The sequence below is a fragment of the uncultured Bifidobacterium sp. genome (genome assembly GCF_963540075.1).
Taxonomy (GTDB): domain Bacteria; phylum Actinomycetota; class Actinomycetes; order Actinomycetales; family Bifidobacteriaceae; genus Bifidobacterium.
In genome coordinates, this window is sequence record NZ_CAUTOG010000003.1 from 31,822 (window position 1) to 51,127 (window position 19,306).

16 protein-coding genes and 1 tRNA gene are annotated in these 19,306 nt (G+C 66.9%); 5 read left to right on the forward strand and 12 right to left on the reverse strand.

The annotated features are described in order from the left end of the window. Positions 1-249 precede the first annotated feature (249 nt). From RWX87_RS01080 to RWX87_RS01095, 4 genes are all read left to right on the forward strand, one after another. Entirely contained in the window at positions 250-1,575 is a 1,326-nt protein-coding gene (locus RWX87_RS01080) for an LCP family protein (RefSeq protein WP_314685986.1), read from the forward strand. Between the two features lie 69 nt (positions 1,576-1,644). Beyond that, positions 1,645-3,009: an LCP family protein gene (locus tag RWX87_RS01085; RefSeq protein ID WP_314685988.1), complete on the forward strand. Its 1,365-nt coding sequence runs from the start codon at positions 1,645-1,647 to the stop codon at positions 3,007-3,009. 110 nt (positions 3,010-3,119) lie between these two features. Then, positions 3,120-4,994 (forward strand): FtsK/SpoIIIE domain-containing protein, encoded by a 1,875-nt coding sequence (locus RWX87_RS01090; RefSeq protein ID WP_314685990.1) that lies wholly within the window; start codon positions 3,120-3,122, stop codon positions 4,992-4,994. Between the two features lie 81 nt (positions 4,995-5,075). Further along, on the forward strand, positions 5,076-5,354 hold the full coding sequence (locus tag RWX87_RS01095; protein ID WP_314685992.1) for a WhiB family transcriptional regulator: 279 nt from the start codon (positions 5,076-5,078) through the stop codon (positions 5,352-5,354). A 274-nt stretch (positions 5,355-5,628) separates the two neighbouring features. Here the strand turns inward: RWX87_RS01095 and RWX87_RS01100 are convergent, their stop codons facing one another. Beyond that, positions 5,629-7,122, reverse strand: a complete 1,494-nt coding sequence (locus RWX87_RS01100) for a histidine kinase N-terminal domain-containing protein (protein ID WP_314685995.1) — start codon at positions 7,120-7,122, stop codon at positions 5,629-5,631. A 290-nt stretch (positions 7,123-7,412) separates the two neighbouring features. Between RWX87_RS01100 and RWX87_RS01105 the strand changes: the two genes are divergently transcribed. Beyond that, a complete protein-coding gene (locus RWX87_RS01105) occupies positions 7,413-8,303 on the forward strand; it encodes a hemolysin III family protein (RefSeq protein WP_314686042.1) in 891 nt (296 codons plus the stop codon). Positions 8,304-8,573: 270 nt separating this feature from the next. Here RWX87_RS01105 and RWX87_RS01110 read toward each other — a convergent pair whose 3' ends face one another. From RWX87_RS01110 to pth, 11 genes are all read right to left on the reverse strand, one after another. Then, positions 8,574-9,053, reverse strand: coding sequence for a transcription elongation factor GreA (locus RWX87_RS01110; RefSeq protein WP_314685998.1), 480 nt, complete (start codon positions 9,051-9,053; stop codon positions 8,574-8,576). Between the two features lie 111 nt (positions 9,054-9,164). Next, positions 9,165-9,572, reverse strand: coding sequence for an FKBP-type peptidyl-prolyl cis-trans isomerase (locus RWX87_RS01115; protein WP_314685999.1), 408 nt, complete (start codon positions 9,570-9,572; stop codon positions 9,165-9,167). A 109-nt stretch (positions 9,573-9,681) separates the two neighbouring features. Beyond that, the gene (locus tag RWX87_RS01120) at positions 9,682-10,257 is read right to left on the reverse strand and encodes a cadmium transporter (RefSeq protein WP_314686001.1); all 576 of its coding nucleotides are present in this window, start codon (positions 10,255-10,257) and stop codon (positions 9,682-9,684) included. A 123-nt stretch (positions 10,258-10,380) separates the two neighbouring features. After that, positions 10,381-10,462 (reverse strand) — tRNA-Leu (locus RWX87_RS01125). 101 nt (positions 10,463-10,563) lie between these two features. Next, positions 10,564-11,571: a Ppx/GppA family phosphatase gene (locus RWX87_RS01130; RefSeq protein WP_314686003.1), complete on the reverse strand. Its 1,008-nt coding sequence runs from the start codon at positions 11,569-11,571 to the stop codon at positions 10,564-10,566. Positions 11,572-11,651: 80 nt separating this feature from the next. Continuing rightward, a complete protein-coding gene (locus tag RWX87_RS01135) occupies positions 11,652-12,245 on the reverse strand; it encodes a DUF501 domain-containing protein (RefSeq protein WP_314686004.1) in 594 nt (197 codons plus the stop codon). Between the two features lie 6 nt (positions 12,246-12,251). Further along, positions 12,252-12,764, reverse strand: coding sequence for a septum formation initiator family protein (locus tag RWX87_RS01140; protein WP_314686006.1), 513 nt, complete (start codon positions 12,762-12,764; stop codon positions 12,252-12,254). 81 nt (positions 12,765-12,845) lie between these two features. After that, positions 12,846-14,141, reverse strand: coding sequence for a phosphopyruvate hydratase (eno, locus tag RWX87_RS01145; RefSeq protein ID WP_314686008.1), 1,296 nt, complete (start codon positions 14,139-14,141; stop codon positions 12,846-12,848). 165 nt (positions 14,142-14,306) lie between these two features. Beyond that, on the reverse strand, positions 14,307-14,990 hold the full coding sequence (locus RWX87_RS01150) for a hypothetical protein (protein ID WP_314686010.1): 684 nt from the start codon (positions 14,988-14,990) through the stop codon (positions 14,307-14,309). 70 nt (positions 14,991-15,060) lie between these two features. Then, positions 15,061-18,687 (reverse strand): transcription-repair coupling factor, encoded by a 3,627-nt coding sequence (gene mfd, locus RWX87_RS01155; protein ID WP_314686012.1) that lies wholly within the window; start codon positions 18,685-18,687, stop codon positions 15,061-15,063. Further along, positions 18,677-19,276 (reverse strand): aminoacyl-tRNA hydrolase, encoded by a 600-nt coding sequence (gene pth / locus RWX87_RS01160; RefSeq protein ID WP_314686013.1) that lies wholly within the window; start codon positions 19,274-19,276, stop codon positions 18,677-18,679. Before pth ends, mfd begins: the two co-directional genes overlap by 11 nt. Between the last annotated feature and the right edge of the window lie 30 nt (positions 19,277-19,306).

Here is a 19,306-nt window from a genome sequence, read left to right on the forward strand (position 1 = left end):
AGAAGACCCCACGGGCTTCCAGAGGCATCGGCGTCTCTCGTCCGAAGCCGGATCACGGCCGCGGATGGTCCCCGCTCCCGAAGGGATGACAGGGACCATCCGCGGCTTCACATGATTCTCCAATGTTTTGCCGTATCATTTAGTGGTTCGTTGCACGATGGACGGGAACTAGCCGCGCTCAGAATGTCATGAGGGCCGTTCGCGTCCCTGGAGGAAGGCCGTATCGTGGCTTCTCACAGGCGAAGGGTCATGAGACCCACGATCCTCACCGGCTGGAGGACGCAGGCTCCGCGTCACGGGAGGAACTTCCTCGTCCGCCACCGGCTGCGCACCATCCTCGCGGCGGCAATCGCCGCGGTTCTCGCCTTTCCCGCGTCAATCGCCGCGGCGACATGGCTGGACTTCGATTCGTCGGTGAACAACGGCAAGGTGAACGTCATCCTCCAGAGCACGGCCTCATCGACGCCCACCCTTGTGGATCCCAACGCGGGCAAGGCCATCAACCTTCTGCTGCTCGGCCAGGACACGCGGGACGGCTCGGGCAACAGCTCGATCGGCGGCTCGGACGACAGCGGCCTGCACAACGCCGATACCACGATGGTGGTCCAGATCAGCGCGGACCGCTCCTACATCAACCTCGTGTCCATCCCCCGCGACTCCCTCGTGGACGTGCCGAGCTGCAAAACGTCCAACGGCACGATCCCCGCGCAGTACGACGTCATGTTCAATTCGATCTTCGCCACCGCCTGGGCCAAGGGCGGCGATCTCGCCTCGGCGGCGAGCTGCACGATGAACGCCGTCAACTCCCTGACGGGACTGGATCTGCAGAACTTCATCGTGGTCGACTTCGCGGGACTGCGCGACATGATCGATGCCATCGGAGGCGTGAACCTCTGCATCCCCGTCACCACCAAGGACTCCTACACGGGCCTGAGCCTGAGCAAGGGCCTGCATCATCTCAACGGCACGCAGGCGACGCAGTACGCGAGGATGCGCCACGGGACGGGAACCGATGGCTCCGACATCATGCGCACCACGCGTCAGCAGTACCTCATCAAGGAGCTTCTCAAGCAGGCCAGCGAGAAGAACCTCTTCACGCAGACCAGCCAGCTGTACCAGCTGGCGAAGGCCGCCCTCGACTCGCTGAACATCAGCAGCGGCATGGCGAGCACCACCACGCTTGCCGGTCTGGCGATGAGCCTGAAGAACCTCAATACATCGAAGCTGTACATGCGCACGGTACCCGTCGAAACCGCCCCGCAGAACGTCAACCGGGTGGTCTGGACGTCCTCCGCGGACGCGGTATGGGCGAAGCTGCGCGAGGAGAAGCCGCTCACGGACCAGAGCACGTCCTCGTCGTCCTCGTCGTCCTCGTCCTCGTCCTCGTCATCCTCGACCGTGAATCCCACGACCGGCCTGATCACCACCTCCTCCGGGACCCTTATCGACCCCGCCACCGGAGGAGTGGTCGACCCCGAGACCGGAACGATCAGGGACGCCTCGACCGGCGAGTACATCGGCATCGCCGACCGCTATCTCAACGCCACCATATGTGCCGTTCCTGCGCAGGATTGATGCATCCCAACGCCTCGTCATCGTCTCGACGTGTAGATGTGTGCTGAAGGGCGTCACGACGGAGGCAACATGGGCGAAGGAACCACCGGATCACAGTCCGACGAGAATCCGCCCAGCTTCATCCCCTCAGGACTGCACAGGCAGCCTCGTGAGACCCGTGGACGCATGGTCCGCCACGCCATCCCGGACGCCGGCGGCGGGCTCCCGCCCAGTTTCACGCCCTCATCCCCGTCACGCCATGACGACGCGCCGGACTCCTTCCACGCCGGTTCCTCGCGCACGCCGTCATATGCTCCGGCGCCGCACGAGCGACGTCCGAGCGGTCATGGCGGCCCGGCATCGTCCTCCTCCGGACGGACGACCGGCTCCACCGGCACGAGACCAGCGCGTCCCGTCGAGGGGAGATCCCCACTCGGCGCGAGACCACGGGGGGTCTCCTCACATGGAACGCAGCGGAATCCTTCGGAGGGCCATAGACCGCGCAAGGGACGAATCGGGCGTCGGATTCTCCTCGCCCTTCTCGTCGTTCTGGCGCTGCTCGCCCTGCTTGTGTTCGGTGCATGGAACTGGGTGAACGGCCGCCTGGAGAAGGAATCCTGGCTCACTTCCGCCTCCGACGACACCAGCGCGACCACCTGGCTCATTCTCGGGTCCGACGAACGCGACGGCACGGCCGGTGGAAGCGCCTCGGCCACGCCCGGGTCACGAACGGACACGATCCTCGTCCTCGTCAAGCCGAGAAGCGGTCCCAGCTCCCTGATCTCGATCCCACGGGATTCGCTGGTGACGGTGTCCGGAACGTCGATGAAGATCAATGCGGTGTCCGAGACCGATGGACGCTCGGCGCTGGTCGGCGCGGTCGAGGGCATCACCGGACACAAGATCGACCATGTGGCGGAGATCAAATTCGGTGGTCTCAAAGACGTCGTGGATGCTCTGGGCGGCGTGACTCTCTGCTACGACCAGACGGTGAACGACTCCTATTCCGGACTGGACTGGACGGCCGGATGCCATCACGCCAATGGGACCACCGCGCTCGCCTTCTCACGCATGAGGTATGCGGACTCCGAAGGGGACTTCGGACGCTCCGCGCGGCAGCGCAAGGTCATCGCGGCGATCGTCAGCAAGGCCACGTCGGCCAGCATTCTGTCCAATCCCTCGAAGGTGACGTCGGTTGCATCCACCGCTCTGGACTCCGTCACCGTGGACGAGGACACCTCGCCCTCCACCCTGCTGAGCATGGCGCTGGCCTTCCGGTCCGCCACCGGCTCCGGCGGAGTGACGGGAAGCGTGTACTGGACCAATCCCGGCTACTACGTCAGCGGCGTCGGTTCCTGCGTGCTTCTCGACGCGACCAGGAACACGACGCTGTTCGATTCCCTCGTGGACGGCACGCATGACGCCGGAACCGTGGGCACACTCGCCGAATCCTGACGCGGACGGGACGTCCGAACTCCCGCTTCGACGCACACCGGTCGCATACGCCCGCGACCACGGAAAACCCATGGCGCAGGATTCCGGCCGATCACCCACATGATGGGTCCATGTCGCCATCACCCGCTGACCCGCCGAACGGACCGGGCTCCGGCGCGTCTTCGGAGCCCCACAGAAACCGGATCTCCGGGGATGAGACGTCGCCCGTTCTTCTGGCGGCCGCTCCGCTGACCGGCCAGATCCTGCTGCTGGTCATGATGATCGTCCAGCGTCAGTGGACCTTCGCCGCGATGACCGCCGTCGGACTCACGGCCCCGGCGGTCTGGCTGGTCGCGACGATACGACGAAGGCGCCGCCTGCACGACCGGGCGACGGAACCCCCGCCATCAGCCCCTCTCATCGAACCGGGCCAGACGATCCTCTGTCCATCCCTCGAGGAGCTGATGGACATCTCCCCCGCCCCCCTGGACGCCTGGAGAGGTCTTGTCCGCCGCTGGGTCTCGCAGGCAGCGACCACGGCGATGCGGGCGACCATCGGCACGGACGCGCATGGCTCGCCCTTCTCCCTGGATCTTGGCGCCAACGGGCCCCATGCCCTGGTCGCGGGCACGACCGGATCGGGGAAATCCGTCCTTCTGCGGTCATGGTGCCTTGCGCTTGCGGCGGCGAACCCCCCGGACCGTCTGCTGTTCGTGTTCCTCGATTTCAAGGGCGGAGCGGCGATGACCGACCTCGAGGCGCTCCCGCATGTGGTCGGCAGCGTCAGCGACCTTGACCTCTCCCATGCGCGCCGCGCCCTGCGGGCGCTGGAATCCGAACTCACACGCCGGGAGCGCCTGGCCGCGCGGCATCGGGTTCCGGACATACGCCGGATCGATCCTCCGCCGCCGGCGATCGTCGTGGTCATCGATGAGTTCCATGCCCTTCGGGGCCGTCTGCCCGGCTACATGGACCGTCTGGACCGTCTCGCCTCGCTCGGCCGGTCCCTGGGCATGCATGTGATCGCCTGCACGCAGAGTCCTCTGGGACAGGTGGGAGGGGAGATGAAGGCGAACATGTCGCTCAACATCTGCCTCAGGGTCAGGGACTCCCTGCAGTCCGTCGAGCTGATCGGCGATGCCAGGGCCGCGGCCATCAGTCCCCGCGAACCGGGAACGGCCTACTGCAACGACGGCGAAGGCATCACGCGCTTCCGCTGCGCGGATGCAGGGGACGCCGCCGCCCTCGTCACCGCGATACGACGCGCGGCCGACGTCCAGGGGTCTCCCCCGCCGCCGCGGCTGTTCAGCGAACCGCTGCCGCGCAGTCTTCCCGTCCTGCGAGCCGCAGACGGCGACCGCGGGAGGCGCGAGGGGCATGGCATCGACGTGGTCTTCGGACTGGCCGATGACGGAGTCCGGCTGTCCCCCGCCGTTCTTCGGCTTGTTCCCGGCGAGGCCGTCATGATCGTGGGGGGACCCGGAAGCGGACGCGACATCCTGCTGCGGACCGTCACGCAGGCGATGAGGCGTTGTCGCGGCCTGCGCCTCCTCCGTCCGATGCGGGACGGCGACGCGGGAGGCCTTTCCACCCGCATTAAAACCTCCGACGACGACCGGCATCCTCAGGATTCGTCGCCTCACGACGGGGAAAAGCGGTCCGGAGTCACGACCGTATGGCTGATGGAGGACGCGGACGCGCTGCTCGATCCCGCGTCTCCACCGGATCTCCTTGCCGACCTGAACCGCGCCCTGGCGACGGGACGTTCGGCCGCCGTGCTGGCGACGGCCCATCCAGACAGGATCCGTCTGGATGGCGCGACGACGCGCATCGTCTTCCCTTCCATGGACCGGGCGGCGAATCTCATGAACGGCATCCCCTCAGCCCTCCTGGACGAACTCGGTGACGATGCCGGCCTGCCCGGCAGAGCGGTGATGATCGGCCACGGCGGGACTATGTCCGTGCAATGCGCTCTGCGGGTGGAGCCGGAGAGTGAAAAACCTTGAAAAGTCGGGGTGTTCGTGCTTTCCTGATACAGGATTACATATATCGGTCATCGTCGGATGACTCGGGGAAGGCAAGACGTTATGAGCAGTGCTTTCGACTGGAGGGCCAGGGCCGCGTGCCGAGACAAGGATCCGGAGCTGTTCTTCCCGGTGGGCAACACGGGCGCCGCATATCAGCAGATCGAGGAGGCCAAGGCCGTGTGCCGCACCTGCAAGGTCATCGATGCCTGCCTCAAATGCGCTCTGGACACCAATCAGGACTATGGCGTATGGGGCGGTCTGAGCGAGGACGAGCGCCGCGCGCTTAAGCGGCGCGCCATGCGGGCGCGCCGGTCGCAGAATTTGCAGATGCAGATCTGACCGGTCTGAAGGGACGGCTAGCCCGTGCCCTTTTCGGTGAAGCAGCGGGTGTTCCGACGTGTCTCCGCCGGAACACCCGTTTCGTTAATCGTCATCGAATCGCCTTCGATGGCATGTCATCGTTTCGCAGGAGAGGCACGGAACTCATGGCCGCGACCTCGGACACCGCGTCCACGCCCCTCCATCCCGCGTCGGCCATGAATCCGCGGGACCGGCGCGATGAACGCCGCGCATGCGCGTCATCCCTATTCCCACAAGCGCGTCCCGGACGTCATCAGCCCTCCGTCTCCCGTGCCGCGCGCAGGCGGATGTCGAGCACCACGCGCGTGCCGCCCTCCCGTCGTGGCTCCCACCGCACGGATCCCCCGAAGTCGTTGGTGACGAAGGTGTGGATGATCTGCGTGCCGAGCCCCGAACCGGATGACCTGGCCATCCCATGGTCCTCCTCGGCGCCCATGCCGGATCCGTCATCCTCCACGACGACGTTGAGGTTGTTCCCGCTACGTCCCACGGACACGGTGATCGTCCCCTCCGTCCGCCCTTCGAATCCATGCTCGACGGAGTTGGTGATGAGTTCGGTGAGCACGAGCGAAAGAGGGGTGGCGTCCTGGGCGGGCATCATCCCGAAGCGTCCGAGGTAGCTGATGCGGATGTGCTGGTCGTTCATCGAGGCGAGCTCAACGCTCATATGGAGGAGATTGGCGATGACCTTGTCGAAGTCGACGATCTCATCAGCCGTCTGGCTCAGGCCTTCGTGCACCATGGCGATGGTCTGGATGCGACGCTGCGCCTCGGCCAGCTCCTTGCGCACCTCCTCGGACCTGGTGTTGCGGGCCTGAAGACGCAGCAGAGCGGAGACCGCCTGGAGGTTGTTCTTCACGCGGTGGTGTATCTCCGAAATCGTCGCGTCCTTCGTCTCCAGCTCCTGCTCGTGTCGTCGGATCTCGGTGACGTCCCGACACAGCACGATGGCCCCGGTGCGTCCGACGGCGTCGAACAGGGGTAGAGATCTGAGCGAGACCGCCGAGCTCCTGGCGTCGAGCTCCGAGTCCACGGCGGCCTTGCCACTGAGGACGAGAGGCAGCACCTCCGGCACCGGATCCTTGGCCTGCAGTAGCTCGGTGCCCAGCTCGCTAAGATAGTGGCCCTGCATGGTGACGAGGGATCCGAGCCGACGGAAGCAGCTGATGGCGTTCGGCGAGGCGTAGCGGACGATGCCGTCGTTGGTGACGAGGATGAATCCGTCCGCGACGCGGGCGACATGCCTCTGGCTCATGACGGGGTTGCTGTAGGGGAACTGCTCGCGGGAGATCATGTCGAAAAGAAGCTTGCCGGCGTTGATGCTTTCCGTCTCATAGCGTCCGTTCGATTCGCGGGTCGCCATGTTGGTCTGCCTCACCACCAGTCCCAGCGTCCTTCGCTCGTGATGGACGGGGGCGTAGACGTTGCACACGTCCGCCCGACCGACCCGGCACAGACGGTGCGATTTGACGGGAGCCTCGGAGAGCATGGCGGCGTCGATCTCCGGAACGAGCGCGTCGTCGACCTCCTCGCCGACGGCGTCATCGATGCGAAGCGTCATCACCGTCGAGGGACGGCACTGCTCCGCGACGACATAGCGGCCGTCCCCGCGCCGCATGACGAGAAGAAGATCCGCGAAGCTCAGGTCGGCGATGACCTGCCAGTCGGCGACGAGCTGGTGGAGCCATTCCCTGTCCCCATCGGACAGGTCGGGACGCGTGGACAGAATCTGCGTGAAATCGGCCATGGCTCCCTATCCTACCCAGCACGATTCCACCGGGGACGCCGCCGACCGAGCTGAAGCACGACTCTGATTGACAGCGGGGAATGATGCGGTAACGTTTGTTACGGTAGCGTAGGTTACGGTTCCGTAGTCAAGCGGAGGTACGGATGCGATTCCTGGAAGAATCCGACAGAACAGACGATCCCCATGGCGCGACGCCGGCCGGAACAGCCGCGATGACGCCGGGGCCGAAGCCGATCGACGACGAGGTCGCCGCCGCCGCATCCACCGATTCAGGCACGCGAAAGACGAACATGACGACGTCCGACCCGGCGAGGGGGGACGCGCACGACTCCTCAGCCATCCGGGGCGCCACCGAAGCGCTGCGGAGATCCCGCCATGCCCGCGCCGAGGAGATCAGGGCGCGGTCCGAGCTGACGGCCGCCAGGATCCGCCGGAAGGCCGACGCCCGAATCGACAGGACCCTGAGGAAGGCGGAGACCCGCGCCCGGGACATCGAAAATCCCGACAGGCCGCCCCGCAAGGTGCGGCTCGACGTCCATGGGCGCCCCAAGCCGCTGCTGCGCGGATGGATTCACGCCGTCACCGCCCCCCTGGCCCTGGCGGCGGGAATCGTCCTCATCTGCATAGCGCATGGCGCCGGCCTCAAATGGGCGTGCGCCGTGTTCATGACGGCCTCGCTCATCCTCTTCGGCAACTCCGCCGCGTATCATCTCGGCGACTGGTCGGCGCGCGTCACCGACGTGCTGCGTCGCATCGACCATGTCAACATCTTCCTGCTCATCGCCGGCACGTACACGCCCGTCGCCTTCGCCCTCTCCCCCTTCTGGCGCGACGCCATCATCGTGGGCATGTGGTCCTGCACCCTAGTGGCGCTGGCCATCCACGTCGTATGGATCACCGCGCCCCGATGGCTCTACGTCATCGTCTACATCGTCTTCGGGGTGTCCGGGGTGTCCTTCATGGGCATGTTCTGGACCTCGGCGGCGGCGGGACCCGCGGTCGTCGCACTCATCGCGGCCGGCGGCGCCTGCTACATCGCCGGCGCCATCGTCTATGGCCTGCGGCATCCGGACCCCTGGCCACGGGTGTTCGGATTCCACGAGATCTTCCATCTGGGGACGGTCGCCGGATTCGCCTGCCATATGGTGGCCATCTACCTCGTCGTCGTGCAGCTGGGATAGACTCCGACGTCCGCGACCGCCGGACATCGGCCCGTGGAGGAATCCGAGGCGGTCGGACCCCTCCACGGCGGCCATGATCACCCGCCCCCGTCATCCCCGACCGATCGTCCCCGGGCATGAAAATCCCGCACCCCTGTTCCGGGTGCGGGACAACTGACCGTCATCGCATGCGGCCGCGACGGCATTGCAGGAGACGGCAGGGCAGGGTGTCTCGAGCTTGCCGCAAGAGAGCAGGGGCAAGGCTCGAGACCACCGGCCGGATGCCACGCGCTAGGCGAGCGGATGCGCCTCCTTGATGGTCACGGTGATCTCGCGACCGTTCGGAGCCTTGTAGCTGACCTCGTCGCCGGCGTGCGCGCCCATGATGGCGGCACCGATCGGCGATTCGGGGCTCACCACGTCGTAGTCGGTGGCGACGGTGATCTCGCGGGCGCCCAGCACGTACACCATCTCGCGCCCGGCGAGCTCCAGCGTCACCACGGAGCCGTTGCCGACCGTCCCGGCGGCGGGCGGGCGCAGGATCTTGGCGTTGCGGAGCTTGACGGTCAGCTCGTTCACGCGTCCCTCGTTCTTCCCCTGCTCCTCGCGGGCCGCCTGGTATCCGCCGTTCTCGGACAGGTCGCCCTCGGCCCTCGCGGCCGCGATGCGCTCGGTGATCTCGTCGCGGTACTGTCCCTCGCGCCACGTGAGCTCTTCCTTGAGCTTGTCGTAGGCCTTCTGCGTGAGCAGAACCACTTTCTCCTCAGCCATATCGATAACCTCCTGATCGTGATGATGTTTTCCGGGAACGACGTCCTCGAACGCCCCGTACGATGGCGAAAGGCGCCGGTGTCGAGCCGGCGCCTTCCTCGATTCCCCCGTCTAGCGCGTCGCGATGACGTCGATCACGAAGACGAGGGTGTCGCCGCCGCCGATGCCGGCCTGGGGCACCCCGCGGGATCCATAGGCGTATGCCGGCGGTATGGACACGACGAGCCTGGAACCGACGTTATGGCCGGGAACCGTGCGATCCCATCCGCGGATGACCTGCCCGACGCCGATGCCGAAGCTCGCCGGCTGATGCCTGACGAAGCTCGAGTCGAAGGGCTTGTCCGTTCCCCAGACGACCCCGTGGTAGTTCACGGTCACGGTGTCTCCGACCCGCACGACCGGACCGTCGCCCTCGACGAGCTGAGCGACCTTAAGACCCTCGGGAGGCTCCTCTCCGGGAAAGGCGATGACGGGCGTGGCGCCGAACTCGGCGTTCACCTCAGGCATGGACGTGTCCATCCGGTCTCCTTCCAGACAATGTCACCCAGCGTAGCACCACCCGGTTCTGCCGGATATGCGGAATCGCGGCGAACGCCGCCACGGGCCGTCATCGCGACCGACAGGGCCCTCAGTAAAGCCTCGAGAACATGAGGAAGGCGACGGCCGCTCCGGCCAGCGTCAGCAGCAGCGTCACCACGCCGGCGAGGATGATGCCCCTTCGCCTCGCGGCGAAACGCGAGCCGAGATAGGACGCCAGGAAGAAGGCCATGAAGCCCAGCGCCCCCCCGTTGACGGTGACCGCCAGAACGTCCGATGTCCCCAGCGCCGCGTAGCCGAACGGCGACAGCACCACGTCGATGACGGACACCACGACCAGGCGGCTCCAGACGCCGAAGCCGACCATGCCCACCACGGCGTAGACGAAGGGGACCGCCCGGTGCGGGGCCTTCATCGCCAGCGACTCGGCGCACCACAGCAGGGCGAATCCCGGAACGAAGACGAACACCGAGGACAGCAGGCAGGCCAGAAGCGCCCAGGGGACCAGAGCCACCACCATGCGGGCCAACTGGAAGTACAGCGGCGCGCAGACGATCTCCCCGGCGCACAGCACGGCCGCGGCCAGCACGGCCTGGGCCAGCATCTCCGGAACCGCGCCCGGACCCACGGATCCGTCATCGTCCGTCACCGCTCTGCGATCGCTCATTCCCGCTCCTTCCGCGGATTTCCCTCCGGTGCACCACATTCGGTCTGTGTTCGATGTGTGTTCGATGCGTCGACGCAGCCGTCGTCTTCCGACATGCCGTGAGCCCTACTGCCGCAAGGCCCGTGCCCCCTGCGGGACTCGAACCCGCAAGCCCGAAGGCGGCTGATTTTAAGTCAGCTGCGTCTACCGATTTCGCCAAGGGGGCCCGCCGGAGCGATCCGGCCCTCTCCACTCTACCGCCCGGGAGCGGGGAAACCCGGAACACGGGAACCGGTGATGGACGTCCATCCATCCGCTGTCCGTCCATCACCGCCGAATGAGCAGATGCCTGCCATAGTCGAGGACGATGCCGTCCAGCAGACCATGCTCGCTGGCCATGAAGGCATCGAGACGCACCCCCCGCGACCGCCATACCGCTTCGGACACCCGACGCAGCACACGGCTCCACACAAGGGCTCCGCCGCCGACCACGTCGATGCGGCCGGGGTGAATCGTGCGGTACGTGGCGCGGTCGGCGCGGGACATGCGCAGGAAGCGGTCATCGACCTCATAGGCCTGGTCGAAGGGAATCGTCACCCCGTCGACCGCGGCATGGTCGTACTCCTTCAGTCCCATGGCGAGGGCGGCCATGGTGGTCACGGTTCCGGAGACCCCGATGATGGTCCCCGTCTCCCCCGCCGGCACCACCGTCATGGCCTCATCGATATGCCGGTCGACGTCGGCGACGGCCTCGTCGATCTGGCCCTGCGTGGGAGGGTCGGACACGAGATGGCGCTCGGTCATCCGCACGGATCCGATGTTCATCGAGAAGGCGGCGCGAACCCTCGTCGAGGGAACCGTCACGCCGTCCCCACCGATCACCATCTCGGTGGACCCTCCCCCGAGGTCGACGACGAGATAGGGTGCCGTGACGGCATCCCTGCGCACGACGCTGGTGGCTCCGAGGAAGCTCAGATCCGCCTCCTCCGTACCGGGGATGACCTCCGGGGTCACCCCAAGTATCGACCTGACGCCGTACTCGAAATCCTCCCGGTTCAAGGCGTCGCGAGTGGCCGAGGTGGCGACGAATCGCAGGCCGTCGACGCGATGCGCGGCCAGAACGTCGGCGAACTCCCGGCATGCGGCATACGCCCTGTCAAGCGCCTCGTCGGCGAATCGGTGCGTGCGATCCACGTCCTGACCCAGACGGACGACCCGGAGAACCCTCGGCACCACGTCACGGACGGAGCCGTCGGAGGAGACCTCGGAGACCTTCAGCCTGATGGAGTTCGTCCCGCAGTCGATCCCCGCCACCGTCACCGTATCCGTCATCATTCTTCCTTCCGCTTCGCGATCATGGCCCGGACGCGGGCCTCACGCCGGAACCATTCCTCCGGCTCCACGCCCGGGGCAATCTACCGTCCCCCGGCGACCGTCCCCGTCTCGCAGCGGCAGACGGCCGGATCGAACTCGCCCTTCATCCGCTCCAGCGCGAGGTCGCCGATGGGATTGACCCCCGGACCCATCACAAGGCTTTGGGCCACCAGCGCGTGCAGGCATTTGACGCGCGTCGGCATGCCTCCGGCGCTTACGGACGCGATGCGCGTCTCGTCGTCGCCGAGACGCCGCGCAAGGGCATGCCGGAAGGCCAGATACAGCCTATGGGCCCGCCCATAGGAGCGGGCCAGGACCGGATCCGCGGCGATGCTCTCGGACAGCTCCCTCATGACCCCCGCGGCCTCGAGATGGGAAACGGCGCGCACCGCACGGGTACCGGTCAGATAGCAGGTGGTGGGGAAGGGGATCCCTCCGGGTAGGAGAGGCCTGGTGACGACTGCGAGCGGCCGGCCGCATGCGCATCGGGCGCCGACGGCCACGATGCCACGGGGATAGCGGCCGAGCTGGGACTGGACGTCATCAATATCCCGTTCGCTCGCCGGATGCTCCATGACCCGGTCCACGAGGAGACGGACGAGCATGTCATCGGATGCGTCAGGACCTGCTGGCATCGGGAATCACCTTTGCGTTGAGGAGGAGGACGAGGAAGAACCCGACGACGACGAAGCCGACGACGAGGACGATTTCAGGGCGGCGGCGTCATCGGCCTTCTCGATGCCGTTGGCCAGTTCCGTGTACCACGGCAGCACCGTCGTGGACGTCTGGCCCGAGGATGAGGACGACGAGGAGGACGAGGATCCCTCCACGGCCTCCGGATGCTCGACATGAACGGAGACCTCACCGGGGAAGACGAAGCCCAGACGCTCCCGCGCCTGCGCCGTGACGTAGGCCTTGTCGTCCCAGCGGGCGATCTCCTCCTCCAGGGACCTCTTCTGGGCGATCAGAGAGGCCTCCTGCCGTTTGAGCCCATTGAGCTGGGCCACGTCAAGGGCATAGGTATGGAAGGCGGACACCAGCTGGATGGCCCCCAGCGCCACGATGATGAGCGAGACGAAGAACGCCAGCGGCCCCGATCCGGCACGATGCCCCCCGGTGCCGTCCTTCCGACGGGTGCGTCGTGATGAGCTCATGACAACGACCGTACCCGCCGCATTCGACGGAACGCGGCGGGCACGGGGAAGGGCCGAAGCCCGGATTCGAAGCCTGGACGACTACTTCACGTACTTCTTGCAGGCCTTGAACGCGCTGTAGCCGGCGTACTGAGCGGTGGAGCCCAGCTCGTCCTCGATCTCCAGCAGGCGGTTGTACTTGGCGATGCGCTCGCCGCGGGCCGGAGCGCCGGTCTTGATCTGGCGGGTGTTCTTGGCGACCGCCAGGTCGGAGATCGTCGTGTCCGGGGTCTCGCCGGAACGGTGGGACACCATCGAGGTGTAGCCGTTGGCCGTGGCCAGCTCGATGGCGTCGAGGGTTTCGGTGACGGTTCCGATCTGGTTGAGCTTGACGAGCAGCGAGTTCGCCGCACCCATGTCGATGGCCTTCTGCAGGCGCTTGGGGTTCGTCACCAGCAGGTCGTCGCCGACGAACTGCAGGCGGCCGCCGAGACGCTCGGTGATGGACGCCCAGTCATCCCATCCCTCCTCCTCGAAGGGATCCTCGATGGAGACGATCGGGTACTCGTTGATGAGCTTCTCGTAGTAGTCGAGCATGTACTCGGCGTCGCGGTCCGCGCCGTCGAAGCGGTACTTGCCGGTCTGCTTGCTGTAGAACTCGGAGGAGGCCACGTCGAGGCAGATGCCGATCTGACGTCCAGGCTCGTAGCCGGCGGCGGAGATGGCGTCGACGATGTACTTGAGCGAGTCCTCGTTGGACTTCATCTTCGGGGCGAAGCCGCCCTCATCCCCGAGACCGGTGGCCAGGCCGTCCTTCTTGAGGACGTTCCTGAGGGTGTGGTACACCTCGACGCCGGCGCGCAGGGCCTCATGGTAGGAGTCGAAGCCGTACGGGGAGATCATGTACTCCTGGATGTCGGTGGCGAAGTCGGCATGGGCGCCGCCGTTCATGATGTTCATGTTCGGCACCGGCAGGATATGCCCGTTGGTTCCGCCGATGTAGCGGTACAGGGGAAGCTCGGCGGATTCGGCCGACGCGTAAAGGGCCGCGAGCGAGACGCCGAGGATGGCGTTGGCGCCCAGCTTGCCCTTGTTCGGGGTGCCGTCGAGCTCGATCATGGTGTCGTCGAGGGCGCGCTGATCGGTGGCGTCCATGCCGATGACCTTGGGCGCGATGACCTCGTTGACGGCCTTGACGGCATCCAGCACGCCCTTGCCCTGATAGCGCGACTTGTCGCCGTCGCGACGCTCCCAGGCCTCGGCCTCGCCGGTGGAGGCGCCGGAGGGAACAAGACCGTGTCCGAACGCGCCGTCCTCGGTCTCCAGATAGACCTCGACGGTCGGGTTTCCGCGGGAATCGAGGATCTCACGCGCATAGACGCTTTCAATTGCTGCCACAACTACTCCTTCAACATTGGGTTGTGCTGTCGCTGCCAGAATAGTGGGGCTGATGGACGATGCCCGCCGCCCAGGACGGCGGTTCGTGCGCGTTCACGGGACATGTCGTGCGGCGGGTGGTAGTGACGGCGCCGGACGATCACATGAGACGCATCGGGAACGACGTCATCGCACGAGGCATGAGGCGTAGTCGGCGACGGCGGCGACGACCCTCCGAAGATGCGTCAGCGACGTCCGCCAGTCACCGGGCACCTCGATCGAATGGTTTCCTCCGGACAGCACGAGAACCCTGTCCGTCAGCCTCCGCGCGAGGCCGGCGTCGAAATAGGGGTCGGCGTCCCCGGCGCATACAAGAGGCGGGACCCGCACGGCGGAGGAACCTCGGAGGTCGACCGCCGATCCGCCGGCATTCATGGCGTCGGGGACGGGGATGACGGAACGATGGGGATCGAAGGGCGGCGGGTTGAGCACCGGAGTCATGAGGACCGCGGGAATCCCTCGCTCGGCCAGATGCGGATAGGTCAGCGTCGACAGGGACTTGGTGACGACGAGACGGGGAAGCGACGCATCCCCGTCCGGCGCCGCGTCCGCGTCATCCTGCGCCCATCTGTCGATGACGCGGTCCATAACCCTGATGGTGGAGGGGAAGTCGACGGGATCCTGCAGGCCGAGATCGAGGCGGTCCACCTGCCATCCCTGCCATAACAGGGCCCTGGCCGACCAGTACAGCAGCGGACGGTCCACCGTGTATCCGATGCCCGGCATGACCAGCGCCCGTCCCACGGGACGAGAACGCCCGAGTCCCGTCGTCCAGGACCGCACCGAAACCGTCACGCCGCTGTCGCTCATCGTCGCATCCCTCCCATACCGATCACCTGCAGATCATTCAGCGGAACCCTGGGGATCCTCCGGATCCGTCCTACGAGCGTCCCGACGGCCTCCACTGCAGGTCGTCGAGCAGACCATCCACCCAGCGCACGACCTCGGAGGAATCCATGGGCGCGGAGCCGAGCGACCCGGCGAAGGGCGCCGGGAAGAGATAGGTACGCGTGACGGGACGGTACTGGCTGCCGCGATAGACCCGCGACAGGCGCATCTGCACCGAGTCCGGTGGCTCGACGGGGCGCACCCGGACGCGCGAGCCCTGCTGGGCGATCTCCTCGATGCCCATGTCCCGCGCGCGGGCCCGCAGACGAGCCACCGAGAACAGGGCGTCGAAATCCTTCGGCGGCGTGCCGTAGCGGTCCGTGAGCTCCTCGCGCAGATCGCGCAGGTCGTCCTCGGTGCGGGCCGCCGCGAGCTTGCGGTAGGACTCGAGCCGAAGCTTGTCGGAATCGATGTAGTCCACGGGGATGGAGGCCTCGATCGGCAGGTCGATGCTCACGGAGACCGGTTCGGCCCTCCCGGGGTTGCGGTACTCCTCGACTGCCTCGGAGACCATGCGCACGTAGAGGTCGAAGCCGACGCCCTCGATATGCCCGCTCTGCTCGTCGCCGAGGAGATTGCCCGTGCCGCGCAGTTCGAGGTCCTTCATCGCGACGTCGTAGCCTGAGCCAAGCGCCGTGTGCTGGGCGATGGTGGAGAGCCGGTCATGCGCCTCCTGCGTCATGGGATGGCCAGCGTCGTAGAGGAAGTACGCGTAGGCCCGCTCCCGGCCGCGCCCGACGCGGCCGCGCAGCTGGTGGAGCTGACTGAGGCCGAACCGGTCGGCGTGGTCGACGATGAGGGTGTTGGCGTTGGAGATGTCAAGTCCGGTCTCGATGATCGTCGTGCACACGAGCACGTCGATGTCCCTGTGCCAGAAGTCGCGGATGACCTGGTCGAGCTGCCGCTCCCCCATCTTGCCGTGCGCGATGGCGACGCGCGCGTCGGGGACGAGCTCCTTGACCTTCGCCGCCACGCGCGAGATGTCCTCGACGCGGTTGTGGACGTAGAAGACCTGCCCGCCGCGGAGCATCTCGCGGCGGATGGCCGCGGCGATCTGCGCGTCCTCCGACGCGCCCACGTAGGTGAGGACGGGAAGACGGTCCTCGGGGGGCGTGGCCAGCGTCGACATCTCACGGATCCCCGTCACCGCCATCTCCAGCGTTCGGGGAATCGGCGTGGCGGACAGCGACAGCACGTCGACGTTCGTGCGCAGCGCCTTGAGGCTCTCCTTGTGCTCGACGCCGAAGCGCTGCTCCTCGTCGATGATCAGCAGACCGAGGTCCTTGAAGCGGATCGAGGGATTGAGCAGCTTATGCGTGCCGATGACGACGTCCACCTCGCCCGTGGCAAGCCCCGCCATGGTCTTTCGCACCTCGGCCGCCGTCTGGAAGCGGCTGAGCGCGGCCACGGTGACCGGGAAGCCCTCGTAGCGCTCGGTGAAGGTCTCGTAGTGCTGCTGCACAAGCAGGGTGGTGGGGACGAGCACGGCCACCTGCTTGCCGTCCTGAACGGCCTTGAAGGCGGCTCGGACGGCGATCTCCGTCTTGCCGAAGCCCACGTCCCCGCAGATGAGCCGATCCATGGGCACGGGCCGCTCCATGTCGGCCTTCACCTCGTCGATGGTGGTGAGCTGGTCGGGGGTCTCCTGGTAGGGGAAGGCGTCCTCCAGCTCGCGCTGCCAGGGCGTATCGGGGCTGAAGGCGAATCCGGACGTCCTCTGCCGAGCGGAGTACAGGCGCACGAGGTCCTGCGCGATCTCATGGACGTGTTTGCGGGCCTTGGCCTTCGTCGCCGCCCAGTCCGATCCTCCGAGCCTGTTGAGCTTGGGCGCGTCGGAGCCGATGTAGCGCCCCAGCTGGTCGAGCTGGTCGGTGGGGATGTACAGCTTGTCGGCAGGAGCGTTGCGCTTGGAAGGCGCGTATTCGATGACGAGGTATTCGCGCGTGGCTGCGCCGTCCCGCGAGCCCGATCCCACCGGCCTGCGCTTCATACCGAGGAAGCGGCCGATGCCATGCTGCTCGTGGACGACGTAGTCGCCGGGCTTGAGCTCCATGAGGTCGATCGCGCGACGGCGCCTTTTCGGCGTCCCGGACCGCCCTGCAACGCCGTTGCGGCCCGTCAGGTCGCGTTCGGTGAGCAGGGCGACATGCGCCGCATGGTCGACGAAGCCCTCATAGGCCTGGGATCTCAGGGCATGGAAGGCCGTCGTCCCGGTGGCGGAGACGACGCGCGACAGACGGTTCAGCGTGCCCTGGCCGGCCGCGGTGATCGTCAGGTCGTAGCCGGAGTCCACCAGGCCCCTGAGCCCCGCCGCGGCGCGGCTCTCCTCCCCCCGATACTCGTCGGGGGGCACGGCCTCGAGGCGCACATGGCCCGGAGAGTCCTCGTCGACGCCGAAGTCGGTGAGCCTCCACACGGGATGAGCCGACAGCGACAGCGCCGACAGCGTCTCGTCGATGTCGAGGAAGCTCGCCTTCTCGAAGCTCAGCGGCGCCCCGGCGCCATGTCCGCTGGCGGCCACATGCCAGCTGGCGGCCAGGAACTCGTTGGCCGTGGCGGTCAGATCCGTCGCCGCGCGACGCAGACGCTCGACGTCGTCGAGCATGACGAGGGCGTCGGACCTCAGCAGGGAGGGGATGGACTCCATGTCCTCGACGAGGACCGGCATGAGGGATTCCATGCCCTCGACGGGAATCGCATCCGCCAGGGACTGCAGCATGTCGTCGGCGTTGGCGATGCGGCCCATGAGGGAGCGCGCCCGCCTTCTGACGGCCGAGGTGAGCTGCAGCTCCCGGCAGGGAGTCGCCCAGACCGGCTCCGTGACGTCCTCGAAGGTGCGCTGGTCGGCGGCATGGAAGCGACGGATCCCGTCGATGTCATCACCGAAGAACTCGATGCGCACCGGGTAGGGGGCGGTCGGGGGGAAGACGTCCAGGATGCCGCCGCGCACGGCGAACTCGCCGCGGTCCATGACGAGATCGACGCGGGAGTAGGCGTTCTCGACGAGCCGACGGGAGGCCTCCTCAAGAGGCAGCGTCGCATCGACGGAGAACACGAGGGGCTCGACGTCCCCCAGACCGGCGACGACGGGCTGGACGAGCGACCTCACCGGCATGACGAGAAGCCGGATGGGTCCGAAGATCGGGGAATCGGGCCGGGGATGCCTCAGCCGCCGGAACACCGCCATGCGGGAGGCCACGGTGTCGGCCCGCGGGGAGAGGCGCTCATGCGGCAGCGTCTCCCACGAGGGCAGCAGGGCCACGTCGGTCTCGGGCCCGTCATACCAGGACCGCAGGGAATCGACGGTCTCCCTCGCCTGTCTGTCGGAGGCGACGACGATCACGACCGGGCGGGAGGAGGCCGCGGCGGCCGCAAGCGCCGGACGGATGCCCGAGGGCGCCTGGACGATAACGTCCCCCTCCAGGCCGTGCTTCGACACCCCCGCTGCGGGAACGCCTACGGACCGAACGGACGCCGTGAGGTCGTCGAAGGCGCGGTCCTTCCGCAGACGCGTCAGCAGGCCGTGAAGCGACCCCTCAAGCGGGTCCGATGACGCCTGTCCCGCGGCCAGCGCCATCGAGGCCTTGGCCGCCGCCGTGCTCGTCGCCTCAGCGGCCATTGAACCGCTCCTGCGCCTCGGCAAGCCCATGGATGACGACCGTCTCGACGGCGTCGGCGCCGTCGGCGAGCACATCGGGAAGCTGATGGCGCTGCGCGGCGTCGAAGCCGCTGAGCACCCAGTCGATGACCTTCTCGTGGGCGTCCGGGCCGCGCCGGGGGTGGCCGGTGCCCATGCGCACGCGGGAGTAGGAGTTGTCTCCGAGGGAGCGGTCGATGGAGCGGATGCCGTTGTGGCCGCCTGAGGATCCTCCGGTCTTGACCTTGATGCGTCCGAAGTCAAGGTCCATGTCGTCATGGACCACGACGATGCGCTTCACGTCGATGCCGTAGTAGCTCGCGATGGAGGAGACGGCGTCCCCCGAGTCGTTCATGTAGGTGAGCGGCCTGGCCAGAAGGAACTTGGCCATCCGCCCGTCCAGCCTCATGACCCCGCGGCCGAGGCGTGCAAGCCCCTTGTGATCCGACAGGCTCACGTCCCAGCGCTCGGCGAGGACGTCGACGACCATGAAGCCCATGTTGTGCCGGGTGCCCTCGTACTTCGCTCCCGGATTCCCCAGACCCGCGATGAGCCAGAACTCCGATGCCATGCGTCCTCTCCCCGTCGCTTCCTCGCCGCC